Here is a 24,772-nt window from a genome sequence, read left to right on the forward strand (position 1 = left end):
CCCCCGGAGACGGGGGCCCTGCCACTACACGGGAGCCTGCCGACGGAGGTGCAGGACCGGGCACTGCGGCCGGGAACGGCGGGCCGGCGCCGCATCATCCTCGCCACGGACATCGCCGAAACCAGCGTTACGATCCAAGGAGTCAGAGTCGTGATCGACAGCGGCGTCGCCCGCAAGCCGCGCTTCGATCCGGGCTCGGGGCTCGAACGGCTCGTTACCGAGCCTGTCCCCATCGCATCGGCCGATCAGCGCGCCGGACGGGCCGGGCGCGTCGGTCCGGGCGTCTGCTATCGGCTCTGGACCCGTGCTCAGGAACACGGCAGGGCCGCGCATCGCACCCCGGAGATCCTGCAGTCCGATCTCACACCCTTGGTGCTCGAACTGGCCCTCTGGGGCGTCAGGGACCCCAGCGAACTGCAATGGCTCGACCCGCCTCCCACGCCTGCCTGGGAGCAGGCCGTCTCGCTGCTGAAGAGGCTCGGCGCATTGGACGCGCGCAACGGTCTGACCCCGCTCGGGCGCGCCATGGCGCCGCTGCCGGTGCATCCGAGACTCGCCGCCATGCTGCTCCGCGCGCCGCCCGAGTCGCGCCGAACGGCGGCCGATCTCTGCGCCTTGCTGAGCGAACGGGATCCCATGCGCTTCACCCCGGGCCAGGGCCGCCCGAGCGATCTGGGCCTGCGTCTTCAAGCGCTCGGGGACCGGCGCGAGAGGAACCGAGCGTCCGACATGGATCCCAACCGACTCGCCGCCATCGAGCGCGTCTCGCAACAACTGCGGCGCATGACGGACAAGATCCGGGAAGGTGGCCCCACGGCGGATGGCATCCGGTCTCCCGGCGCCCTGCTCGCACTCGCCTATCCGGATCGCATCGCGCAACGCCGAGAGGGGGCGGACGATCGCTATCTGCTGGCCTCCGGCGCCGGCGCCGTGCTACCCCGAGACGACGCCCTCGCCGTCCACCCCTATCTGGTGGTGGCCGCACTCGACGCGCGCGGGCGCGACGGACGCATCCAGCTGGCGCTCCCAGTCGAGGAATCCGATCTGCGCAGCCTCTTCGAGGACCGCATCGAGCGCCTGCGCCAGGTGTCCTGGGACGCGGATCGCGAGGCGGTCGTCTCGCGCGAGATCGAGCGCCTCGGCGCCATCGCCCTGACCGCCCGGCCACGCGCGCTCGAAGACGAAGCGGAGGTCGCCAGGCTGCTCATCGAGCATCTACGCGGCCAACTCGAACGCGCCCTCGACTGGACCCCGGCGGCTAGCCAGATCCAGGCCCGGGTCGCGCTCATGCGCAAGACCGACACGCACGGGGACTGGCCCGACCTCTCGATGGAAGGGCTCGAGGAACGCCTGGAGGATTGGCTCGCCCCCTGGATTGCCGGCAAATCGAGATTGGAGGAGATCCAGCGCCTCGACCTGGCCGAGATCCTGCTCTCCCAGCTCAGCTGGGAACAGCGGCAACGTCTGGACCGGGAGGCGCCCAAGACACTGACCACGCCGGCCGGAAACCAGAGACCGCTCGACTATGCCGGCGGCGAGGTGCCAGTACTCGCGGTACCGCTCCAGGAGATGTTCGGCCTCCAGGACACCCCGCGACTCTGCAACGGCCGCATCCCCATCCTGCTGCACCTGCTCTCGCCGGCGCGCCGTCCCATTCAAGTCACCCAGGATCTGGCCGGTTTCTGGGCCAGGGGCTATGGGGAGGTGCGCAAGGAACTGCGCGGGCGCTATCCCAAACACCATTGGCCGGAGGACCCGACCCAGGCCCAGGCGGTGATCGGCGGGGTGCGGCGGAGACGGCCGGGCTCATGAGCCCCCGGCCGGCATCCCCTCAGGGTTCCTCGGTCGACCTCGCAGGGGCTATCATGCCGCCCGCATTTCATACGCAACGATTCCGTCACGATAGAGATGCGTCCGGCCATCGCGCCGATCTTAAACAAGGGCGGCGGCCATGCAGCCGCTACCCATCTCGACGAGGAGATAGACACATGAAAGGCACGACACTCGCACTCTTCTCCATGCTGGCTGCCAGCAGCGGCGCATTCGCCGCCCACGGTCATCACTGGGGCTATTCGGGCGCCGAAGGTCCCGAGCATTGGGGCGAACTAGACCAATCCTTCAGCGTCTGCCGCAACGGCAGGAACCAGTCCCCGGTGGACCTGGCCGAATTCGTCGACGCTCGGCTTCCGCCGATCGGCTTCCATTACCACCCAGGCGGCGAGATGGAGGAGAACAACGGCCACAGCATCCAGATCGACTACGCCGAGGGCAGCACCATCACGCTCAACGGTCACGACTACGCGCTCAAGCAGTATCACTTCCACGCCCCCAGCGAGAACCATGTCGGCGGCAAGGAATTCCCCATGGAGGCCCATCTGGTCCATGTCGACGAGAGCGGCAGGATCGCCGTCGTCGCGGTCATGATCGAGGAAGGCGCGGAAAACGCCGCATTGACCCAGGCCTGGTCCGTCATGCCCGAGCAGCCGGAAACCATGGTGCACCTCGCCCCCCTGGTCTCCGCCGAGGACCTGCTGCCCAAGAGCCACGACTACTATCGATTCACCGGCTCCCTGACCACCCCGCCCTGCACCGAGGGCGTCGCCTGGCTGGTGATGAAGGAGCCGGTCACGGCATCGGCCGAGCAGATCCACAAGTTCGCCAGCGTCATGGGACATCCCAACAACCGGCCGATCCAGGCGACCAATCATCGGGTGATCCTCAAGTAGGCCCGCCATCGGCAGCTTGCTCGACGCGATCCCGAGGGGCATGACACTTGTCCCCGACCGTGCCTCGACCACCGGCGTCATCCTCGCCGGCGGCCGGGCACGCCGCATGGACGGCCAGGACAAGGGACTGATCCGGCTCGCTGGCCGGCCGCTGATCGAATGGGCCATCGAGGCGCTGGAGCCTCAGGTCGGCGCCATCCTCATCAGCGCCAACCGCAACCTCGACCGCTATGCCTCCTATGGCCATCCGGTCGTCAGCGACCCGCTCGGCGGATTCCAGGGACCTCTGGCCGGATGTCTCGCCGCCATGCGCGCCGCCCGCACACCTTGGATCCTCACCCTGCCCTGCGACGCGCCCCTCACCCCCAGGGACCTTCGCACCCGACTCGCCGAGACTCGTACCGCCGAACAGACGCAGATCGCGATCTGCAGCGACGGCACACGGCGCCAGCAGCTCCATGCGCTGATCTCGGTCGCGCTCGCCGACGACCTCCAGGATTTCCTGTCGCGAGGTGAGCGCAAGGCGGCCATCTGGCAGCATCGCCATCGTCCAGCCGTCGCCGATTTCGGCGACCAGAGCGACGCCTTCGCCAACCTCAACGAACGAACCGATCTATCCCGACTCGAACGCTTACTCGCAGCCGGAAGCGGTTCTGTGGACGCCTCAAGATCCAACACCTGAAATCAGCTATCCATCGATAGCCGAAAGGCGACCATCGAACTCGTTACGTTGACAAAACAGCTGATCGAGCCGATAGTCTGCATTCACAGACTTTCTGTTTTGTATGTTTTAGAAAATGACTCAATTAGCCGACACCCTTCGTTCCGGCATCACCGCTGGCGATGCCGTGATTCGCATCCATGCCACCCTCGAAACCGGGGCGGGAAATGCCAAGGTTCTGCCACCGACCTATGTCGGGGGCAAACACAACATGACCGCCGCGCGAACGGATGGATCGTCGGCCTGGTGCAGCCTCGACAGTCCGGCCTCCGTCGCGAACCGCATCGAGGCCGCGATTCGCCAGGGATATCCAGATCTGGCCCCGCTGAGGGTCGAGATCGGACAGCGCACCCTCTCCACGCTCGACATGCCGCATCGCGCCTTCGATGCCATCCTCCGCGAGAGCAGATACAACGGCATCCCTTGGTCCGAAACCGAGATCTCCCGGGCGCTGAGCGCGGCGACACCGGCCAACGCCTACGCCTTGCTGCGCCACGACCCCGGCGTGCTGCTCTTCGGGGGATGGGATTCGACCAAGCTGGGCCAACCGACCAATGCGGCCAAACAGCTCAAACTGCCCGCCGCCCTGTCATGCGAGATCACCGCCACCGACGTTTTGCCGCTCAAGCGCGCGAAATCCCGCATCGACCCCCTGGGCATCGAGGGGACCGAGGCATGCCTGGTCGAACAGGCCGACGGGCTGCTGGAACCCTACGACGAAGAGATTCACGGCGAATTGCCGATACGACCCGAAAAGGACACCCAGCAGTACCCACGCCGCATCAAGCCGTCCCACGCCAATCTGGGGAACGTGGCGCCCGACCTGCTCGACAAGGGCGTGCTCGTCCGCGGCGAGATGAGGCTCGACGGCATCATCGATCTACGCCGCCTGGCACGCTATGGATTCGCCCCGGCCGATGACGTCGAGGCGCACCTGCTGCTCGCGCTCATGGGGCTCTACGGCATCGATGCCCTGCTGCGGCGCGGACTCGATCTGCGGCGCGACTGCGAACTGATCGCGACGCAGGTCGACATTTCGCTGGAGCCCTATCTCGCCGACTCCATACCGCTGGATCTGAACGGCATCGCGGAGGCTCTCTCCGATCAAATCGACATCTTGCGCGACCACATCGCCGAGCCGATTCACCTAGAGGCCAATGCCGCACTGAAAAGGCTCGAAGGACTCGACTGATGCTCGGCATCCGGGCCGATTTCCTGCGCGGCGTCTATGTCGCGGCCGAGCCGACGGCGCCGACGGCTCCCGAATGGCCGCCCGCGCCGGCACGCCTCTTCGCGGCACTCGTTTCAGCGGCCTATGCCATCGGCCTGGACCCTCGGCCACTGAGCGCCCTCGAAGCCCCCCCGAGGATCCTGTTCGGCACCGCCATCGCTGCCCCCGGCGAGACGCACTATGTTCCACCGGCGTTCATCACTGCGGGGGAGCGTCCCGGCAAGGCCGTCCATCGACCACAGATGGTCGACATCGACGCGCCGGTACTCTACCTCTGGGATACGGACCTGGATCCCGCCTGGCTCATGCCCATTCTCGAGGCCGTGACCTATCTGGGCCGTGCCGAATCCACCGTACGACTGTCGCTGGCGGAGACCGTGCCGGATCTTCCCTTTCGGCTGAACCCGGATCCCTTTGGCGACGAGCTTCTGCGCGTCCCGGGAGAGAACTGGCTCCGCACCCTGCAAGAGCAGCATGGAAGCCAGCAGCGCATCCTCGCGCCCTACATCGGCTATTCCGATCCCAGGGTCCAGATCGCCCCATCGCCCTGGGGAGACTGGTTCGTGCTCCGTCCCAAGGGCGGCGAGCTGCGCGATACCGCACGACTCGGCGCGGCCTTGCGCAAGGCCGCCATGCACCATGCTCCCGATCCCCTGCCCGCCATCCTGCACGGTCATGAGCGGACGCCTCACGCGGCCTGGCTCACGCTCCCCCATGTCGGCCATGAGCATGCCGACGGTCGCGTGCTGGGACTGGCGATGCTCCTGCCGCGCGAGGTCTCCGACGAAGAGCGGACGGCGGCCGTGTGGGCGCTGTCTCGCGTGACCCACATCCAGTTGGCCGATCGCCGCATCATGACCCATCGCCCAGCCGGACACGAACCCGAGCCGCAGGGAATCAGACGTGCCACCTGGGCCGGCCAGGGCCGCGTCTGGACAAGCGTCACCCCCATCCTGCTGGAACGCCATCCGCGCCGCGGGCAGAGCCTCGGATCCATGATCGCCGACAGCTGCGAGCGCTGGGGCTACCCGCGCCCGACCCAGGTCGAAACGACCCATCAGGGCAGGCTGCGAGGCGTTCCGCCCGCCCCTCTCTTTCGCCCGCGACTCCCCGGACGCTGGACGCACGCCACGCTCCACTGGGACAGACCGATCCGTGGCCCCCTGCTGCTGGGGCGCGACCAGCATGTGGGACTGGGTCTCTGCCGCAGTGTCGACCGCGCGAAGGGAGGGTGACGCACCCATGGAAACATTCAGCGACTGGTATCTGAGCCGCCATGGCCGCACGCCCTTTCCCTGGCAGGCGCGACTGGCCGAGCGCATCGCGGCGGACCATTGGCCCGACGCCCTGACGCCTCCCACCGCGTCGGGCAAGACCGGCGTGATCGATGCTTGGCTCTGGGCCTGGCAGTGCGGACATCCCGTCCCTCGCCGCCTGGTCTACGTCATCGACCGGCGGCTGGTGGTCGACGGCGTCACCGACTACGCTCGGGATCTGGCCGCCTCTCTGCCCGAGGCCGAACGCCCCGCCATCGTGACCCTCCGAGGCGGCATGACCATCGACGAGGATTGGGTGCTCGATCCGACGCGCCCGGCGATCGTCGTGAGCACGGTCGATCAAGCGGGATCGCGCCTGCTGTTTCGCGGCTACGGCATCCATCCGCGAAGCGCCCCCATCCATGCCGCGCTGCTCGGAAACGACGCCCTCTGGGTGCTCGACGAGGTCCATCTGGCTCAGCCCTTCCTCCAGACGCTCGAGCGCGTGGCACGCCTGCGCGGCCGGGCGCTCCCGCTCCCATGGCGAGTCCTGCCCATGTCCGCCACCTGGAACAGCGACCAGGCGCATGGACTCGCGGACAGCGACTTCGAGCATCCACTGCTGGCGCAACGTCTCGCCCGCCCCAAGCCCGCGCGGCTCATCAAGCTCAAGGAGACCCAGGATGCGACCGCCGTCCTGATCCAGGAGGCCGTCGGACTGCGCGAGGAGGGGGCCGAGGTGGTGGCGGTCGTCTGCAATCGGGTCGCCAGGGCGCGCGCGGTCTTCGAAGGCCTTCGCGAACGAGGCGATGCGCTCCTGCTCACGGGACGCATCCGTCCGGCGGACAGAGAGATCCTGATGGAGCGGACGCGCCCGCTCATGGCGGGACGGCGCCGAGGACGCTCCCCAGTGTTCGTCGTCGCCACCCAGACCATCGAGGTCGGCGCCGATCTGGATTTCGATGGCCTGGTCACCGAGCATGCGCCAGTCTCCGCCCTGCGCCAGCGCGCGGGACGGCTCAATCGTCTCGGCGAATTGCCGAGCGCTCCCATGCGGATCGTCTATCGTCCGGACAAGGAGGATCCCGTCTACGGCAAGCCCTTCCTCGACGCCGCCTGGAAATGGCTTGGGAAGGTCGCGACCGGGCGTGGAAAAGCCAAGTGCGTCGACTTCGGGATCCGGGCGCTGGACAGCGCGCTCGCCAGCCATCCCGCGCCGGCCGAGGACAGGGCATCGGCGCCTCTGCTGCTCGAATCGCACCTGGATCTACTCGCCAGCAACATCCCCCTGCCGCGACTGGAGATCGCGCCCTGGCTGCGCGGCTGGGAGCGTGGGACGGCGGAGGTGTATCTCTGCTGGCGCGCGGACTGGGGCGAGGAGAGCCTGACCGCCGCCCCGCCCCGCCAGCACGAACTGCTCGCCATCCCGCTGGGGGCATTGCGTCGCTGGAGCGAGGACATCGCCGATATCGAAGACGTCGCCCCAGACGCCTCGATGGCGCGCAATCCTCTCGAATGCCTGAGATGGACGGGAGAGCGCGCCGAACGCATCACGGCCGGCGAGGCGCGCCCCGGCGATACCCTGGTGCTGCACTCAGAGGTCGGCGGCCACGACGCCTTAGGCTGGGCGCCCCGCTCCAGGCAGCCGGTCACCGATGTCGGCGACGACGAGCGGCGCGTGCGCCTGCACGCGGACGTGCATCCCGAACTGGCCGACGAGATCGCCGCGCTGCTGGACTCCGAGGCCCAGGTGTCCGACTGGCATCGGCTGGCCCAACAGGCGGGGCTGGAGCGACCGGGACGCGTTTTGGCCATCCCCAAGGGCCGTCTGGTCCTGTCGCGCGGGCAATGGACCTCGGACAAGGCCTACCGGGCGATCCCGCTGACGGTCCACAGCGACGCCGTGGCCGAATCCGTCGCCCGCACGGCCCAAACGCTGAAGCTCCCCCGGGAGGTGCGGGACGGTCTGCGTCAGGCTGGCCGCGACCACGATACCGGCAAGGCCGACCTGCGCTGGCAGGCGGGCGTCGGCGGCGATGGCGAGGTCCCGCTGGCCAAGGGTCCGCGCGCCGACGATCCCTGGCTGACACTGCCGCCCGGCTGGCGGCACGAGATGGAATCGGTGGCGCGACTCGATGGCCCCGCGCCGCTGACACGTTATTTGGTCGGCACTCACCACGGGTACGGCCGCCCGCTCTTCCCCATGGCGCCCGATCCGAAGCGATGGCGGCAGATGGAAGACTGGCCGGAGTTGCGCACCGGACTGCTGCGCGACTGGGGGCATTGGGGGCTGGCCTTGCTGGAGACGCTGCTGCGGCTGGCCGACTGGACCGTGAGCGACGCCGAACAGCACACCGCCCCGGAGGAGACCCCATGAAGCTGACCGCCCTGCGCCCGGAGAATCCCCTGGCCATGATGGCGGCCTATGGGACACTGCGTCTGCTGCCGGGCGCCCGGCTGCGTTGGGCCGATGTCCATCCCGAACTGCAGTGGGACGATGGCGATCCGCTGGATGCGCTGACCGAGCGGGTTCGCGAGCGCCGAGACGCGCCCGAGCTCAATCTGCTCGACGACCCGAGATCCAAATACATCGGAGGGATCGATGGGTACCGCCAACTCGCTGGACAGATTCCGCACCCCTGGCTCAGCGCCTATGCCTGCGAAACCGCCTCGGGCATCAAGGGCAGCGGATTGATCGCCCAGGGAGGCAGCCATAAGTTCGTCGCCGCCGCGCGAGCCGTGGTGCAGGCACTGGTGGATTGCGGCGATGTCCATGATCGCGTCCGGGAGGCGCTCATCGGTCCCTGGCGCTACCTCGATCGCGCTGGAGCGGCCCTCGGCTGGGACCCGGGGGCGCGACAGGACGCGAGCATTGCGGCATACGCGCCCCAACTGAAGGACAAGCGCGTGATTCTGGCGGCGAACTGGCTGGCCTGGGAGGCCCTGCCGCTTTGGCCAATGATCGGCGGCGCCACGCCGGGTGTCACCAGTGCCAGCCTGCAGCGCGGACGCAACAAGTGCTGGCGTTATCCGACATGCGCGGAATGGCTCGGCTGGGAGGGGCTGCGCGCCCTGGTGGTCGGACTCGATGGCCTGCCGGCCCCGGAGATCGAGGCACTGGGGATCCGCCTGTGGGAAACCGAGATCCTCGGCCGCCCCGAGGGGGGCGAATTCGGCCTGGCGCGAACCCTGAGCAACCCTCATTTCCCCGCAGGTTCGCGTAGAAGCTAAGCGATTGAATTACATGACATGGATATGGAACAAGGACACGGAAATCCGCCGAAGACGTGCCTGGAGATTCAGGTTCGCGCAAACTCAACCCTGGAATATGGAAGGACAAGGGTTTACACCGATAGAGGTGATTCTCGCCCTTCGGGGCGAGCGGCATTGAAGGAGAGAGCGGCGGCACGATCAGCGGAACCGGGATGACGGTGATTCTCGCCCTTCGGGGCGAGCGATATTGAAGGTGTTTGGTATGGTTTTCGCCCCCATCGAACGGAATCGATTCTCGCCCTTCGGGGCGAGCGGCATTGCGTCTGGCTGCTGCACTCAGTGCTCCGAAGCGACGCCGAGATCCGAATGCACGGCGCCCCGGATCCTCGGCTTTGACTTGGGCGACAGCAACAACCGCGAGATCCCAGGCCGGAACTCGACTTGACATAAAATTCACCCTTGACATCCTGGGAGTCGTTTTTTACTTTACATAACGCAAGCGCTCGAACGAGGCTTGCAGACATGGCGGTTCGTCAAGAACGCCCACTCACATATTGCTCCATCGAGGATATGCATATGAACAACATCGACTTTTCGCCCCTCTTCCGCTCCATGATCGGCTTCGACCGCATGACCTCCGCGCTGGAGAACGCCTATCGGTCCGAGCCCGGCGGTTACCCTCCCTACAACATCGAGGCCAGCGGCGAGAACGACTACCGCATCACCATGGCGGTCGCCGGCTTCTCGCAGAAGGATCTGGGCATGGAGGTCCGTGAGAACATCCTCACCGTCTCGGGCGGACGCCCGGACGATGCCGACGAGTCGCGCCGCTTCCTCTATCGCGGCATCGCCAACCGCAGCTTCGAGCGCAAGTTTCAGCTCGCCGACTATGTCAAGGTGGTGGACGCGCGGCTCGAGAACGGCCTGCTCCACATCGATCTGAGACGCGAGATCCCGGAGGCCATGAAGCCGCGCAGGATCGAGATCCGCGGCGAGGGCAAGGGCTACATCGAAGGCTCCCCCAAGGAGGCCGCGGCCTGATCCAGGCGATCGGGCACCGGACGCCGGGCGAATGCCCGGCGTTTTCGTCTCCATGACCGACGCGATCGGCGGCGGACATGCTGCGCTCGCTCACCAGCGGCGATCCACCATTGCAGGATCCCCATCCCACCCGTTACCGTTGTGAGCGCTCGCATCCCATGGCGCCCAGGCGCCGCCATCGTTCGTCCCTTTCGATGATCACGGCCATGACATCCAAATCCGTCTCCATTGCCTTCCTGCTCTGTCTGTCGATTCTGACGCCGCTCACCAGCACGCAGGCCGCACTCCCCCTCGAACTGGACGGCAGGGAACTCCCCAGCCTGGCGCCCATGCTGGAGCGCGTCGTGCCGGCGGTCGTCAACATCTCGACCGTCACCCGGATCGAGGCCGCCGACCATCCGCTGATGCGGGATCCCTTCTTCAGATACTTCTTCGACATTCCCCAGGAACGCCGTCGGCGCGAGAACAACAGCCTGGGTTCCGGGATCATCCTCGACGACCGTCGCGGACTGGTGCTCACCAATCACCACGTCATCGCCAAGGCCGATGAGATCAAGGTCACCCTGCACGACGGACGCACGCTGAACGCGACGCTGGTCGGGAGCGACCCGGACACGGACGTGGCCGTGCTGCGCATCCCCTCGCAGGATCTGACGGCGCTCGATGTCGCCGATTCGGACCGGCTGCGGGTCGGCGACTTCGTCGTCGCCATCGGCAACCCCTTCGGCCTGCGCCAGACGGTCACCTCGGGCATCGTCAGCGGACTGGGGCGCACCGGGCTCGGGATCGAGGGCTACGAGAACTTCATCCAGACCGACGCCTCCATCAATCCGGGCAACTCGGGCGGCCCGCTGGTGAATCTGCGCGGCGAGCTGGTCGGCATGAACACCGCCATCCTCGCACCCGGGGGCGGCAACATCGGCATCGGCTTCGCGATCCCGGCCAACATGGCACGCTCGATCATGGAACAGCTGGTCGAATTCGGCGCCGTGCGGCGCGGACTCTTCGGCGTCCGGGTGCAGGACCTGACCGGCGAACTGGCCAGTGCACTGGGCCTGGACGACAACCTCGAAGGCGCTCTGGTCGCCGATGTGGATCCGGGATCGTCCGCCGAGGAGGCCGGACTGCGTCAAGGCGACGTCATCCTCGGGGTCAACGGCAAGCCGATCGGCGGCTCGTCGGACCTGCGCAACCGCTTCGGACTGCTCCGGATCGGCGAGCGAGTGGAGCTCGACATCGTCCGCCGTGGCAAGACACAACGTCTGACCGGCGAGATCGGCGATCCCTACCGCACATTCGTGCCCGGAAAGCGCATCTCGGAGACGCTCGAGGGCGCGCTGCTGGGCGAGTTCAGTCACAGCGGCGGCGTGCCCGCGATACCGGTCGGCAGCGTCGAGACCAACAGCTCGGCCTGGTACGCGGGTCTGCGCGAGGGCGACCGCATCATCCAGGTCAACGGCCAGGAGATCTCGAGCCTGAGGGACATGGCGAAGATTCTGGACCGATCGCGCGGACTCTACAGCATGCGCATCCAGCGCGGCGACGAGCTGCTGCAGCTCTCCAGACGCTGATCCGGCCGAGTCCCGGATCCGCCGGATTCGGGGCATCCGACGATTCAGCAGGTGTTCAGGGTCGGCGCTCTAGGATGACCTCCAAGACGGGCGGACACCCCGTCGACAAGAGCGATGCCGGACAGGTCCAAAGACCCCTTCGGTATCCTCCCAACCCCGAGGAGATCATTCGATGAAAGCCAAACGACTCGCGCTTGTCCTCTCCGCCATCGCCGTCGCCGGCTCGCTGGCGTTCCCATCCATGGCATCCGCCTACGGCGGGCGCGGCTGGGATCATTACGATCGCGGCGACCGCTGGGAATCGCCGGCGCCTCGGCACCATGAGGATCATCATCGGCACCGTCACCACCACAAGGGCAACCGCCGTATCTATGTCTACGACCATCATCGCCGGCCGTACCCCTTCTACAAGAAGCGCTGGCCGCGCCACCACCGCAGGGACGTGACCGTCATCTACCGCTACTGATTCCATGCGGCCACCCCCACCCCCGCTGCCAGGGACGGCTCACGGGGATGGATGCCAGGCGCGCCGCCCGGCTCGCCACGCGACGCACCCGGACTGTGCTAGATTCCCGCAGACCGTCACAGGCACGGGAGCCCAATCGACATGCGACTGTCATCCTTCATTCTGGTCACATTGCTCTGTCTCTCCGCCCCGCTCGCATCGGCGGGTCCCGGACAGGGTCCTCAGATGTCGCCCGACAAGGCGGGCGAGATCGCGCGCCGCCAGACCGGCGGCCGCGTTCTGGCCGTCAAGCCCGCCAACGGCGGCTATCAGGTCAAGGTCCTGACCCCGGACGGCCAGGTCCGTTACGTCTTCGTCCCGAATCGCTGAGCCATGCCATGCGTATCCTGATCATCGAGGACGAGCCCGAGCTGAGGCGCCAGATCGCCGCCCGTCTGTCACAGGACGGCTGCGAGGTCGAGGAGACCGGCGAGGGACCCGAGGGTCTCTATCTCGCCAGCGAATACGCCTTCGACGCGGCCATCGTCGACCTGGGTCTGCCCGGGCTCTCGGGACTGGAGATCATTCGCCGGCTGCGCGCGGACGAGAGTCTGCTGCCGATCCTCATCCTCACCGCGCGCGACCGCTGGCAGGACAAGGTGGAGGGACTGGAGGCCGGCGCCGACGACTATCTGGCCAAGCCCTTCCACCAGGAGGAACTGCTGGCGCGTCTGCGGGCGCTGATCCGCCGCGCCGCCGGAACCGCCTCCCAGGAACTGCATCTCGGACCCATGCGGCTGGATCTGACGGCCCAGAAGGTCTGGATGCGGGACCAGCCGGTGGAGGTCACCGCCTACGAATACCGCCTGCTCGAACAGCTGGCGTCCAGCCGGGGCAAGGTGCTCTCCAAGCAGGATCTCGCCGACCGGCTCTATCCGCACGACGAGGATCGCGAGAGCAACGTGATCGAGGTCCTGGTGGGCCGACTGCGCCGCAAGCTGGACCCGGAGGGCGCGCTCAACCCGATCGAGACCCTGCGCGGTCGCGGCTACAGACTGACACTCGGCGACGAGGACCCCAGGGGCCTATCCGAATGATGTCGCTGCGCACCCGCGTCGCCCTATCGGGCGCCGCGGTGCTGACCGTCTTCGTGCTGCTCACCAGCCTGGCGATGGAGCGCGCGGTGCGCGACTCGGTGCTCTCGGCGCGCGAGGAGCGCCTGCAGGCCCAGATCTTCCTGCTGATGGCGGCCGGCGAAGAGGAACCCGGCGGCCTGGTCTTCCCCAAGGCGCTCGCCGAACCGCGTCTGTCGCTGCCGAATTCCGGACTCTATGCCAAGGTGCTGAACGCACTGGGCGACCCCATCTGGCAGTCGGCGTCGGCCGTGGTGGGTGCGGAGTCCCCCACACCGCTGCCGCTCGCCCCCGGACAGCAGCGCTTCGAACGGCTGACCGGCCGCGATGGCCGGGCCTACCTGGCGCTGGCCTTCGGCGTGACCTGGGCCACCGGCCCCACGCCCCAGGACTATACCTTCGTGGTCGAGGAGGACGCGGCGACCTTCCATGCCGAGGTCGGCCAATTCCGCGCCAGCCTGGCCGTCTGGCTCGGCGGCATGTCCGTCCTCATGCTGGTCACGCTCGTCCTCATCCTGCGCTGGGGTCTCAAGCCGCTGCGCCGGGTCGCCGCCGAGGTATCGGCGATCGAATCCGGCAATCGGACCCAGATCCAGGGCCAATACCCGGCCGAGATCCGCGCCCTGACCGGGAACCTGAACGCGCTGCTGGCCCACGAGCGGGCACGCCAGCGCCGGCTCGACAACACCCTGGGCGACCTGGCCCACAGCCTCAAGACACCGCTCTCCGTCATGCGCGGCGCGCTCGAGGAGGGCCAGGTGCCCTCGCCCGTCGTCGAGACGCTCCAGGAGCAGGTCACCCGCATGGGACATATCGTCGAGTACCAGCTGCAGCGTGCCCGAGCCGGAGGCCAGCAGGCCGCGACCCTGGCGCCGCCGGTCCCGGTTCGACGCACCGCCGAGCGACTGATCGCGACGCTGAACAAGGTCCATCGCGACAAGGGCATCCAGGTCGCGCTAGCGATGGACGCAAGCCTCCAGTTCCACGGCGTCGAGGGCGACCTGATGGAGATGTTGGGCAACCTGCTCGAGAACGCCTTCAAGTGGGGCAGACGGAGAATCCGGGTCGGAGGCACCAAGAGGGGCGGCAGACTGACGCTCGCCGTCGAGGACGACGGCCCCGGAATCCCGCCGGAACAGGCATCGCAACTATTGGAGCGAGGCGCGCGCGCCGACGAGGCGACACCGGGTCACGGTATCGGACTTGCCGTGGTGCGCGAGATCTGCGACGCCTACGGCGGCCGACTGCAGGTCGACCGTAGCACACTCGGAGGCGCCCGATTCAGGCTGATCCTTCCGGGATAAAGTCCAGTGACAGCCTGATTAGTGTTGCGACAGAGGCTGCATTTGACGCAGCGAGGAAATCTCTTCGAGTGACAAGCCGCTGTAGCGGGCGATCGTGGCGTCGTCCAAATGGCCATCGAGCACCATCTCCAGCGCACTTGCACGCCGCGCCTGCAAACGGCCCGCCTCGCGCCCCTCCTCGAGACCTTTATCCCGCGCCTCTTGTAGTAATGACATCTCGTCACGCAACGCCCGTTCACGCACGAATGCCAAGCGCCGCGCCTCTTCGTCGGCACTCAGACGGCGCACCCGGCTCATCGCCTCTCGAATGGGGGCATGCTCAATCTCGGACATCCTCTTCTCCTCACGCCAATGCTCGAAAAAGGTCACCCGAGCCGTCAATGAATCCGAGCCCAGTTTCAAACGATCCGCCTTTTTCAATTCGATCAGGCTCAACTGGAGCAGGTTCCCCAACGTGATATGCGGCTGAAGCGCGTCGCGCATCTCGAAGCGCCACACTGCTTGAGCGCACTGCGCGGGCGTAGCCGTAAACAGATCGAAATCCAGAAGATGTATGCCCACTGCGGCTCGCAGCGTGCCATAGTCTTCGCCCTGAGCAAGCTGCTGACCCAGCATCCGGGCCAGATAGTAGAGCCCTCGCTGATGCCAGGCCCCATAGCGACGTACCTGGATCTCGATGTTATAGCCGTGCCCAGCCTCATCGCGCGCGAGCACATCGAGAACGATGTACTTGCCCCGCAGTTCCTCGGCATTGATGCCTGGATTGAGGATCTCCAGGGCTCGGACCTCGGGCGAATCAGGACGCAGGTCATTGATAAGGCATAGCAAAAGCTCGGGGTCCTCGCCGAACACCCGCTTGAAGACATAGTCGTTCTTTGGATCGAGCAAATCGTCCGCAAGCATCCCGCTCATATCAGGGTTCATGCGCCGAGATCAGGAGCCATCACGGTACCATGAAATATCGCATCGGATCCTATGCCTCCAGCTTGGCCCCGTCTCATTCGTACCCGCCAGGATTCATCGACTGCCAGCGCCAGGTATCGGCGACCATGGCGTCGATCCCGTATTCGGCGCTCCAGCCCAGTTCGTCGCGCGCACGTGCCGGATCGGCGTAACACATGGCGATGTCGCCCGGCCGCCGTTCGACGATTCGATAGGGAATATCATGCCCGGAGGCACGCTCGAAGGCCGCGACCATCTCCAGGACGCTGTAGCCCCGACCGGTTCCCAGGTTGTGGACCATCACCCCGGGGCCGTCCTGGAGCCGGGCCAGCGCCGCCAGATGGCCTCTGGCCAGATCCACGACATGGATGTAGTCGCGCACCCCGGTACCGTCAGGGGTCGGATAGTCGTCCCCGAAGACGCGCAGCTCGGCCAGCTTGCCGACCGCGACCTGGGCGATATAGGGCATGAGGTTGTTGGGGATGCCGTTCGGATCCTCGCCGATCCGGCCGCTCGGATGGGCACCGACCGGATTGAAATAGCGCAGCAGCGAGATGCTCCACTCCGGATCCGAGACGAAGAGATCGCGCAGCATCTCCTCGACGACGAGTTTGGATCGGCCATAGGGATTGGTCGCCGTGAGCGGAAAATCCTCGCGGATGGGAACGCTCGCCGGATCGCCGTAGACGGTGGCCGATGAGCTGAAGACGATCCGCTTGACCCCAGCGGCGGCCATGGCCTCGCAGAGTCTCAGGGTTCCGCCGATATTGTTGTCGTAATAGTCCAGCGGTTTCTGGACCGACTCGCCGACCGCCTTGAACCCGGCGAAATGGATCACCGCGTCGAAGGTATCGGCGGCGAAGACGGCATCCAGCGCGGCCCGATCGCGCAGATCCGCCCGAACGAATCCGAGCGAGCGCCCCGCGATGTCCTGCACGCGACGCAGGGACTCCTCCTTGCTGTTGGCGAGGTTGTCGACCACGACGACGTCCATGCCGGCCGCCAGCAGTTCCACGCAGGTATGGCTGCCGATATAGCCGGCCCCACCCGTGACCAAGACACGCATCCGACACTCCTTCCGATTCCGGGATTCCTGATTGGAGCGCCAGTCTATACCCAATTCGAGCATCGAATGCCGTCAGGGCCGGGTGGAAATCAGGCGGCCGGAAGGGATTGGGATTCGAGGCGCCTGCCCTCGGTATTCAGCAGTACGCGCAATCGGCGCATCCGCTCGGGTTCCAGCGCATCGGCGAAGAGCGGCACCGAAAGCCGCCACCAACGCCCGACGCGAAACCGCAGCACCACCAGCCCCAGGCTGACGAAGGTCGAGTGCAGGAGCGTCGCCCCGAGCCGTCTGCCCGAGCGCAGGGTCAGGGTCCAGGCACCGTCCGATTCCCAGACCAGACCGACGACGGACCAGGGCGCGCGCCGGGACAGATGGACGGCATGGAGATGGATCGCGGAGAGGAGGATCGGCAGCAGCAGGGCCAGACGCCACCAGCCGATCGGCAGAACGGGAAGGAGCATGGCCGCGGCCGAATGAACGGCCAGGGCATAGATCAGAAACCGCCGCGACGGCCCGGGCCGCAGGACCAGAGGCGGGCGGTCGCGATGCGAGCCCACCCGGACTCAGCCCCGAGGGGTGGGCTCGCGCACGGTCTCGACGATGTGCTCGACCAGATCGCGCAGCGACTCGTCGGGCGGGACTGCGCGCGACATGAACCAGTCGCTCAGACGCTGATCCTGCTCGCCGAGCAGGCGCAGGAATGTCTCCCGACGCTCGGCGTCCAGGCTCGCGTAGCCCAGATCGAGGAAGCGGTCGAGCAGATGATCCAGCTCCAGCATGCCGCGCCGGCACTGCCAGCGCAGCCGTCTGAGCTCGATCACGTCTTCCGGTGATAAGGCGTCCATGTCCTGGGTTACAGCCCCTTGTCGAGCATCAGTTCCTTGATGTGTCCGATCGCGCGGGTCGGGTTGAGCCCCTTGGGGCAGACCTCGACGCAGTTCATGATGCTGTGGCAGCGGAACAGCTTGTAGGGACCCTCGAGCGCATCGAGACGCTCCTCGGTCGCCTGGTCGCGGCTGTCGGCGAGGAAGCGCCATGCCTGCAGCAGTGCCGCAGGGCCGTGGAACTTCTCCGGATTCCACCAGAAGGAGGGACAGGCGGTGGAGCAGCAGCCGCAGAGGATGCACTCGTAGAGCCCGTCGAGCTTGTCGCGCTCCTCGGGCGACTGCAGGATCTCCTGCTCGGGGGCCGGATCGTGACGCACCAGATAGGGCTTGACCGCCCGGTACTGCTCGTAGAACTGGCTCATGTCCACGACCAGGTCGCGGATCACCGGACGCCCGGGCAGCGGGCGCACCAGGATCGGCGACTTCAGCTCGGAGATGGGCGTGACGCAGGCCAGCACGTTGCGGCCGTTGGCGTTGACCGCGTCGGACCCGCATACGCCCTCGCCGCAGGAGTGGCGGAAGCTGAAGGACTCGTCCTGCTTCTTCACCTCCAGGAGGACGTCGCGCAACATCATGCCCTGGAAGGTCTTGACCTCGTAATCCTGCATCCGAGGCTTCTTGTCGGTGTCAGGATTGTAGCGATAGACGCTGATTCTCATCGTCGATACCCCATCGGGCGCGCCGGGCGCACCCACTTGCTCGAACCTTGGAGGACGCGCCACGGACGCGCCCCACGGACATCAATACACCCTCTCCTTCGGCGGGAAGGATTCGACGGTGAGTGGCTTGGTGCGCACCGGCTTGTAGTCCATGCGGTCGCCGTCCTTCGAATAGAGACTGTGCTTGAGCCAGGCCTGGTCGTCGCGATCCGGATAGTCCGGACGCGAGTGGGCGCCCCGGCTCTCCTGACGATGCAGCGCCGAGACCGCGATGGAGAGTCCCACGTCCATCATGTTCTCCAGCTCGAGCGCCTCGATGCGCGCGGTGTTGAAGACCTTGGAGTGATCGGCGAGACGCACCTCGGGCATGCGCTCGCGCAGCTCGCACAGACGCTCGAAGCCCTCCTGCATCACCTCCTCGGTGCGGAAGACGCCGGCATGGTCCTCCATGCACTTGCGGAAATCGGCCCGCATCTGGGCGACCGGGATGCCCTCGCCCTGCTGGTCCCAGCGGGTGAGACGCGCCATCGCCTGGTCCAGGCTGGCGGAGTCGGTACCGCGCTGATAGGGGTTCTCGCGCACGAAGTCGATGATGTCCTTGCCGGCCAGGCGTCCGAACACCAGGATATCCAGCAGCGAATTGCCGCCGAGCCGGTTCGCCCCGTGCACCGAGGCACAGGCGCACTCGCCGGCGGCATAGAGACCCACCACCACCTCTTCCGAGCCCTGCCCGGCCGGCATGGCGACGCGGCCGAAGCGATCGGTCGGGATGCCGCCCATGGCGTAGTGGGCGGTCGGGAAGACCGGGATCGGCTCCACCACCGGATCGACCCCGGCGAAGATCTTGCTCGACTCGCGGATGCCCGGCAGACGCTTGGAGACGACCGATTCGCCCAGATGGTCGAGCTTGAGCATCACGTGATCGCCGTGCTCGCCGCAGCCGCGTCCTTCCTTGACCTCTGTGACGATGGCCCGCGAGACCACGTCGCGGCTGGCCAGGTCCTTGGCGCGCGGGGCATAGCGCTCCATGAAGCGCTCGCCGTTCTTGTTGATCAGATAGCCGCCCTCGCCGCGCGTGCCCTCGGTGATGAGCATGCCCTTGCCGGCGATGCCGGTCGGATGGAACTGGAAGAACTCCATGTCCATCAGCGGGACGCCGGCGCGCAGCGCCATGGCCATGCCGTCGCCGGTGTTGATGTGGGCGTTCGAGGTGGTGCGGAAGACCTGCCCGCAGCCGCCGGTGGCGAGCAGGGTCGCCTTGGACTCGATCAGCAGCGGCTCGCCGGTCTCGATCTCGAGCACCAGGGCGCCGCAGACGACGCCCTCGGCGTCGCGGACCAGATCGAGCGCGAAGAACTCGTCGAAGAAATGGGTGCGGGCGCGGATGTTCTGCTGGTAGAGGGTGTGCAGGATCGCGTGTCCGGTGCGGTCGGCCGCCGCGCAGGTACGGGCCGCCTGGTCGCCGCCGAAGTTCTGGCTCTGACCGCCGAAGGCGCGCTGGTAGATCTTGCCGTCGTCGAGCCGCGAGAAGGGCACGCCGGCGTGCTCGAGCTCGTAGACGGTCGGGATGGCCTCGCGGCACATGAACTCGATGGCGTCCTGGTCGCCCAGATAGTCCGAGCCCTTGACGGTGTCGAACATGTGCCAGTGCCAGGAGTCGGGCAGCACGTTGGCCAGCGCGGCGTTCACCCCGCCCTGGGCGGCGACCGTGTGCGAGCGGGTCGGGAAGACCTTGGAGACGACGGCGACGCGCAGATCGGCGCTCGCCAGCTGCAGCGCGGCGTTCAGACCGGCGCCGCCGGCCCCGATGATGAGTGCATCGAAATGGCGTGTTGGAAGACTCATTCGAAACCTAACCTCCGATTCCCGCGGTGACGATCGCCTTGATGGCCCAGAGTCCGGAGGCGAAGAAGATGAAGGCGAAGAGCATCAGCAGCCCGACGCGCAGACCCAGCACATGCACATAGTCGATCAGCACGTCGCGGATCCCGACCCAGGCATGGGCGATCAGGACCGGCACGAACAGCAGCAGCCCCATGGCGACCGGCGCCTGCCGCAGCCAGGCCACCAGCTCGGCATGATCGGCCGGGGCGTCGAAGGTGAAGTGCAGGACGAGATAGAGCACGAAGACGGCCAGATAGACCGCCGTGGCCCGCTGGGCGAGCCAGGCCATGAGACCGGATGCCTGACGACTCATACGATCACCCCCAGGACGAGCAGCAGCAGCGAAGCGGCGACGGCGGCGATCAGAACGATGCCGGCGGTGAACCGTGCGACCGGACGATCCAGGCCGAAACCGATATCCAGCCCCAGATGGCGAACGCCCGCGAGCAGGTGATGCATCAGGCTCCAGACCAGGGCGATCAGAAAGAGACCGACCCACCAGCTGTCCAGCAGACGCGCGGCGGACTCGAAGCCCTCCGGGCTGGCAGCGGCCCGATGGAGGAGGATGGCGGCGAAGGGGATGGTCAGGACCATCAAGACTCCGCTGACGCGGTGAAGGATGGAGACGAGACCTGGCAGAGGCAGCTTGATGCGCCACAATTCCAGGAAGACGGGTCTGGATGTTTGCATTCTCGGACCTTTGGTGAAACGCGGGACTGGCAGCCGGCTGCATGCTCGAAGGAGCGGCGCTCGCCGACAGGCTGGCACGATCCCAGTATTTGGGGGCGATCTCCTGGCAAGTCTCGTGACAGGAGACTCGAAATCATCTATCCCGATGAGGGCCGTGGCGGCAAACCAAGACCCATTGTGCAGCTCGTCAGGATATAGGTTTTTTCAGGTAGGTATCAATTGAATTTATCAAAGATAAAGACCCACTTTTTTACGCATCCATTGAGCCGTCGAGCTAGGAGATCTGGAGCGACAGGCGTTGGCGGAAAGGCTATCGGCCACGGAGCCGCAGACCGTTGACATGGAGCTGATACGCCTGCGCGAGCAACTGAGCGCCTGGCGCGAGACACACGCCAATCTCGCCCCTCCACTCCCTGGCCTCGCCGCGAGCGCAGCACGCGACCCCGCCGCCGCCCTGGAGCGACTGAAATCACAACAGTCCACCCAGGCGATAACGGCACTCGGCACCTGAGAAACACTCTCGCGCGCCCTGACCCAGCGGCTCGGGCCGGAGATCTTCGCCCGGCTCCAACAGGCCATGGACACCTTGGATTTCAAATCCGCGCTGTCGGCACTGGAGATGCTCGGCGTACCAGAGGAGAAGCGATCGACATGGGAACCAAGGTGACGACAGAACAGCATGACGGCATGCCCGATCTCCTGCTCGTCGATGACGACACCGGCAGCCTGCTGGTCATGAACAAGGCCCTGGAGGGGGATTGCGCGACCCGCTTCGCCAACTGCGGAGCGGATGCCATCGAGCTCATCGCCCGCCATCCTCCCGACCTCATCCTGCTCGACATGGTGATGCCGGACATGGACGGCATCCAAGTCCTGCGGCATCTGAAGGGGGACGAGACCACCCGGCATATCCCGGTGCTCTTCGTCACCGCGCGCAGCGACGCCGCCACCGAGACCCAGGCCCTACGTGCCGGCGCGGACGACTTCATCAGCAAACCGATCAACCCGGACGTGCTCAGGGTCCGGGTCGCGAGCCACCTGGAGCGCAGCCAGCTGCGCCGCGCCATCGAGCATCAGCGCGATCGACTGGAGGCGGAGGTCCAGGAACGCACGCTCCATCTCGAAGCCGCTCGAGCGCAGCTGGAGGAACAGATGGCGATCCGTACCACCGAGCTGCGCGAGAGCAATCAGCAGCTGGAGCTTGCCCTGGCGGCTGCGCATCTCGGCATCTGGGAATACGAGGCCCCGACCGGACGCCTGAGCTGGAGCGAGCGGCAGACCATCATGTTCGGTCTTCGCAACACCCAGCACTGCAGGATGCTCAGAGACCTGCGTCCGATCGTCCATCCCGAGGATCGCCGCGACTGCCTCAGAGCGCTGCATCGCAGCTTGCGCGATGGCGTGACCTTCGATCAGGTCTACCGCGTCATCTGGCCCGACGACAGCGAGCATTGGCTGCACTCGATGGGCAGGCCGACGCTCAGGACCAAGAGCGAGGCTCGCAAGCGTCTCATCGGCACGACCCGGGACATCACCGCGCTCATGGAGCACCAGAATCAGCTCGAGCGCATGGCCCATTACGACGCCCTCACCTCACTGCCCAACCGCGTTCTGCTGAGCGCGCGTCTGCAGCAAGCCATGGCGAACGCCAGACGCCGCGAACGGTGCCTGGGGGTGATCTATCTCGACCTGGATGGATTCAAGTCCATCAACGATACCCATGGCCACACCCTGGGGGACGAATTGCTGATCACCGTCTCCGGGCGCATGCGGCGGACCCTGCGCGAGGTGGATACCCTGGCGCGCCTGGGCGGCGACGAATTCGCCGCCATCCTGGTGGACCTCTGCGACAGGGACGCCTGCGGTCCACTGGTCGAGCGCCTGCTCGCCGCCGCCGCGGAACCCGTCGAACTGGATGGCCGACGGCTGCAGGTCACGGCCAGCCTGGGAATCACCTTCTATCCGCAGGCCACCGAAGTGGACGGAGACCAACTGCTGCGCCAGGCCGATCAGGCCATGTATCGGGCCAAGCAGAGCGGCAAGAATCGCTATCAGGTATTCGAGAATACCCTGTAGCGGTTCGAGTATCGAACGTCAGGCATCCGGCGCTCGATGGCCAGCGAGATGCTTGGCGCTATGCGGCAGCAGCAGGGCGAGCGCGCCCAGCACCAGGGTATTGCCGAGCAGAAAGAGATGGAGATTGACCGCCGCCGCCAGCGCCAGCTTGGGATCGATGCCGAGCGGTACCAGCGCCGCGACCGCCGCCACCTCGTAACTGCCGCTGCCGGCGATGCCGTGGAAGGGCAGCACGCTGGAGAGCTCGGCCCCCATGACGCCGGTCAGCAGACGCCAGAGATCAGCCGGCAGGAAGAAGTGGAGCACGCTGGTGAAGGCGGCGAATTTGAGCGACCAGACGAGCCCGGTCCAGAGATAGACGCGGACGATCAGCCAGGGCCGGCGCGGCGCGGCGCGCAGCACGCGGCGCACGAGGCCGCGGACCCTGCCCTCCCCCGCGAACAGATGCAGATTCGCCAGACCCTGCAGACGCGGCAGGACCGCGAGCCCGGCCACCCAGAGCAGGGCGGCGGCCCACCAGATCCAGGACGAATGACTCAGGTTCAGGATGAGCAGGGCCAGCAGCGCGAGGAAATGCAGATCCAGCAGACGGATCCACATGAGCGCCGCGGCCGAGTCCAGAAGTCCCTCGCCGAAATAGCGCCGCATCAGCCAGGGAAAGACCATCTCGCCGGTGCGCATGGGCATGAGATTGTTGGCCGTGTTGTGCAGCACCGAGAGCCGCAGCACCACAGGGAAGCAGCCGGCGAAGCGCGGCCGGAAATAGTCGTGAACGCGCACCGCCCGGAGCGCATAGCTCACCGATGTCAGGAGGAACAGCCAGGCGAGCAGGAGCGGCGGAAAGGTGCGCCAGGGGGCGAGCAGATCGGCCCAGCCGACGGTGAAGTGGACCGCCGCCACCAGAGCGGCCAGGAGCGCCGCGCCGAATGCCCAGTCGCGCGGGCGTCCCAGACGCAATGCCCCCCCGGAGGAAGCGGCTCGATCCTGTTCGGTGCTCATCTGCGCCTCTTGCGCTTCGGCGGATAGACGGGGGGATCGCCCGGAGGGCGGGTCTTGAACCGGCGATGGACCCAGAAATACTGCTCGGGCATGGTCTGGATGCGTGACTCGATGGCCCGGTTCATGCGCGCAGTATCCTCCACCGGATCGCCGCTCGGGAAGTCCGCGAGCGGCGGATCGAAGATGAGCTCGAGCCCTCGCCCCCAGGGCAGGAAACGGGCGAAGGTGGGAATGACCGCGGCCCCCGTCATGCCCGCGAAGCGCCCCAGCATGGGTACAGTGGATGCGGAAACGCCGCAGAATGGCACGAAGATGCCGCGGCGGCCGCCGTCCTGATCGGGCAGATAGAAGAAGGGCGTGCCCTTCTTCATCTCGCGAATCAGACCTCGCAGGTCGTCCTGGCGCTCGACCGAGATGCTCCCGAACTGCTGGCGCGCGCCCTTGACCTGACGATCCACCACCGGGTTGCGGATCTTCTGATACATGTACATGCCCGAGTGGACCAGCGCGGTGAAGGCGGCGCCGCCCAGTTCCAGCCCGACGAAGTGCGGCACCAGCACGATCACCGGACGCCCCTCGGCGATGCAGGCATCGATGAAATCGCGGTTGCGGATGCGCACCAGCCGCGCGAGCCGTTCGCGCGACACGCCCCAGCCCACCCCCTGGGCGAAGGCGGCCACGCCCAGCCAGCCGAAATGGGCGCGCAGGATGCGCTCCCGGCGGCGTGGAGACAGGGCGGGCAGGCAGAGTTCCAGGTTGCGGCGCGCCACCAGCCGGCGCGAACCGGCGAGCAGATAGCCGAGCCGGCCGAAGAGACCGCCGAGCGCCCAGAGCACGGGAAAGGGCAGCCGGCCCAGCGCATGGACGAGACCGACCCCGATCCAGCTGGGCCAATGACGGGGATGCAGCAATGCGGATTCGATGTTCA

Annotated in this window: 24 protein-coding genes; 14 read left to right on the plus strand and 10 right to left on the minus strand. The window is 66.7% G+C overall.

Annotation, left to right across the window (positions count from 1 at the left end; all coding sequences use genetic code 11):
• From hrpB to D779_RS17480, 13 genes are all read left to right on the plus strand, one after another.
• On the plus strand, positions 1-1,812 hold a 1,812-nt coding region (gene hrpB, locus D779_RS17420; RefSeq protein WP_043756538.1), incomplete at its 5' end, for an ATP-dependent helicase HrpB.
• A 176-nt stretch (positions 1,813-1,988) separates the two neighbouring features.
• The gene (locus tag D779_RS17425; protein ID WP_043756541.1) at positions 1,989-2,726 is read left to right on the plus strand and encodes a carbonic anhydrase; all 738 of its coding nucleotides are present in this window, start codon (positions 1,989-1,991) and stop codon (positions 2,724-2,726) included.
• A 40-nt stretch (positions 2,727-2,766) separates the two neighbouring features.
• Entirely contained in the window at positions 2,767-3,408 is a 642-nt protein-coding gene (gene mobA, locus D779_RS17430; RefSeq protein ID WP_052348232.1) for a molybdenum cofactor guanylyltransferase MobA, read from the plus strand.
• Between the two features lie 115 nt (positions 3,409-3,523).
• Positions 3,524-4,639, plus strand: a complete 1,116-nt coding sequence (gene cas7g / locus D779_RS17435) for a type I-G CRISPR-associated RAMP protein Csb1/Cas7g (RefSeq protein WP_081763576.1) — start codon at positions 3,524-3,526, stop codon at positions 4,637-4,639.
• Positions 4,639-5,913, plus strand: coding sequence for a type I-G CRISPR-associated protein Csb2 (gene csb2, locus D779_RS17440; RefSeq protein ID WP_043756544.1), 1,275 nt, complete (start codon positions 4,639-4,641; stop codon positions 5,911-5,913). Before cas7g ends, csb2 begins: the two co-directional genes overlap by 1 nt.
• Before the next feature lie 7 nt (positions 5,914-5,920).
• Positions 5,921-8,311, plus strand: a complete 2,391-nt coding sequence (gene cas3g, locus D779_RS17445; RefSeq protein WP_043756545.1) for a type I-G CRISPR-associated helicase/endonuclease Cas3g — start codon at positions 5,921-5,923, stop codon at positions 8,309-8,311.
• A complete protein-coding gene (locus D779_RS17450; protein WP_043756546.1) occupies positions 8,308-9,165 on the plus strand; it encodes a type I-G CRISPR-associated protein, Cas3-extension family in 858 nt (285 codons plus the stop codon). Before cas3g ends, D779_RS17450 begins: the two co-directional genes overlap by 4 nt.
• 558 nt (positions 9,166-9,723) lie before the next feature.
• Positions 9,724-10,188 carry an Hsp20 family protein gene (locus tag D779_RS17455; RefSeq protein WP_043756548.1) on the plus strand — a complete coding sequence of 155 codons (465 nt, stop codon included), beginning with the start codon at positions 9,724-9,726 and terminating at the stop codon, positions 10,186-10,188.
• A gap of 206 nt (positions 10,189-10,394) precedes the next feature.
• Positions 10,395-11,759 (plus strand): DegQ family serine endoprotease, encoded by a 1,365-nt coding sequence (locus tag D779_RS17460; RefSeq protein WP_043756665.1) that lies wholly within the window; start codon positions 10,395-10,397, stop codon positions 11,757-11,759.
• Positions 11,760-11,931: 172 nt separating this feature from the next.
• Positions 11,932-12,225 carry a hypothetical protein gene (locus tag D779_RS17465; protein WP_043756550.1) on the plus strand — a complete coding sequence of 98 codons (294 nt, stop codon included), beginning with the start codon at positions 11,932-11,934 and terminating at the stop codon, positions 12,223-12,225.
• 141 nt (positions 12,226-12,366) lie between these two features.
• On the plus strand, positions 12,367-12,594 hold the full coding sequence (locus D779_RS17470; RefSeq protein WP_043756552.1) for a PepSY domain-containing protein: 228 nt from the start codon (positions 12,367-12,369) through the stop codon (positions 12,592-12,594).
• An 8-nt stretch (positions 12,595-12,602) separates the two neighbouring features.
• Positions 12,603-13,301, plus strand: a complete 699-nt coding sequence (locus D779_RS17475; protein WP_043756554.1) for a response regulator transcription factor — start codon at positions 12,603-12,605, stop codon at positions 13,299-13,301.
• Positions 13,298-14,641: an ATP-binding protein gene (locus D779_RS17480; protein WP_043756555.1), complete on the plus strand. Its 1,344-nt coding sequence runs from the start codon at positions 13,298-13,300 to the stop codon at positions 14,639-14,641. Before D779_RS17475 ends, D779_RS17480 begins: the two co-directional genes overlap by 4 nt.
• A gap of 18 nt (positions 14,642-14,659) precedes the next feature.
• On the opposite strand, the gene D779_RS17485 is transcribed toward D779_RS17480, so the two are convergent.
• From D779_RS17485 to sdhC, 8 genes are all read right to left on the minus strand, one after another.
• Complete coding sequence (locus D779_RS17485) at positions 14,660-15,565, minus strand: Rpn family recombination-promoting nuclease/putative transposase (protein ID WP_232424234.1); 906 nt, start codon at positions 15,563-15,565, stop codon at positions 14,660-14,662.
• A gap of 73 nt (positions 15,566-15,638) precedes the next feature.
• Positions 15,639-16,649: a UDP-glucose 4-epimerase GalE gene (galE, locus tag D779_RS17490; protein ID WP_043756565.1), complete on the minus strand. Its 1,011-nt coding sequence runs from the start codon at positions 16,647-16,649 to the stop codon at positions 15,639-15,641.
• Positions 16,650-16,738: 89 nt separating this feature from the next.
• The gene (locus D779_RS17495) at positions 16,739-17,206 is read right to left on the minus strand and encodes a protein YgfX (protein ID WP_043756566.1); all 468 of its coding nucleotides are present in this window, start codon (positions 17,204-17,206) and stop codon (positions 16,739-16,741) included.
• A 6-nt stretch (positions 17,207-17,212) separates the two neighbouring features.
• Positions 17,213-17,494, minus strand: a complete 282-nt coding sequence (locus tag D779_RS17500; protein ID WP_043756567.1) for an FAD assembly factor SdhE — start codon at positions 17,492-17,494, stop codon at positions 17,213-17,215.
• An 8-nt stretch (positions 17,495-17,502) separates the two neighbouring features.
• Complete coding sequence (locus D779_RS17505) at positions 17,503-18,195, minus strand: succinate dehydrogenase iron-sulfur subunit (RefSeq protein ID WP_043756568.1); 693 nt, start codon at positions 18,193-18,195, stop codon at positions 17,503-17,505.
• 81 nt (positions 18,196-18,276) lie between these two features.
• A complete protein-coding gene (sdhA, locus tag D779_RS17510; RefSeq protein WP_043756575.1) occupies positions 18,277-20,040 on the minus strand; it encodes a succinate dehydrogenase flavoprotein subunit in 1,764 nt (587 codons plus the stop codon).
• A gap of 7 nt (positions 20,041-20,047) precedes the next feature.
• A complete protein-coding gene (sdhD, locus tag D779_RS17515) occupies positions 20,048-20,392 on the minus strand; it encodes a succinate dehydrogenase, hydrophobic membrane anchor protein (RefSeq protein WP_043756578.1) in 345 nt (114 codons plus the stop codon).
• The gene (sdhC, locus tag D779_RS17520) at positions 20,389-20,769 is read right to left on the minus strand and encodes a succinate dehydrogenase, cytochrome b556 subunit (protein ID WP_052348233.1); all 381 of its coding nucleotides are present in this window, start codon (positions 20,767-20,769) and stop codon (positions 20,389-20,391) included. The genes sdhD and sdhC overlap by 4 nt, the downstream gene beginning before the upstream one ends.
• 651 nt (positions 20,770-21,420) lie before the next feature.
• On the opposite strand from sdhC, the gene D779_RS23330 reads away from it, so the two are divergent.
• The gene (locus tag D779_RS23330; RefSeq protein ID WP_043756582.1) at positions 21,421-22,845 is read left to right on the plus strand and encodes a GGDEF domain-containing response regulator; all 1,425 of its coding nucleotides are present in this window, start codon (positions 21,421-21,423) and stop codon (positions 22,843-22,845) included.
• Between the two features lie 18 nt (positions 22,846-22,863).
• Here D779_RS23330 and D779_RS17535 read toward each other — a convergent pair whose 3' ends face one another.
• Positions 22,864-23,844: a lysylphosphatidylglycerol synthase transmembrane domain-containing protein gene (locus tag D779_RS17535; protein WP_043756583.1), complete on the minus strand. Its 981-nt coding sequence runs from the start codon at positions 23,842-23,844 to the stop codon at positions 22,864-22,866.
• Positions 23,841-24,755: a lysophospholipid acyltransferase family protein gene (locus D779_RS17540; protein ID WP_043756584.1), complete on the minus strand. Its 915-nt coding sequence runs from the start codon at positions 24,753-24,755 to the stop codon at positions 23,841-23,843. Before D779_RS17540 ends, D779_RS17535 begins: the two co-directional genes overlap by 4 nt.
• Between the last annotated feature and the right edge of the window lie 17 nt (positions 24,756-24,772).

Source organism: Imhoffiella purpurea (genome assembly GCF_000585215.1).
Taxonomy (GTDB): Bacteria; Pseudomonadota; Gammaproteobacteria; order Chromatiales; family Chromatiaceae; genus Imhoffiella; species Imhoffiella purpurea.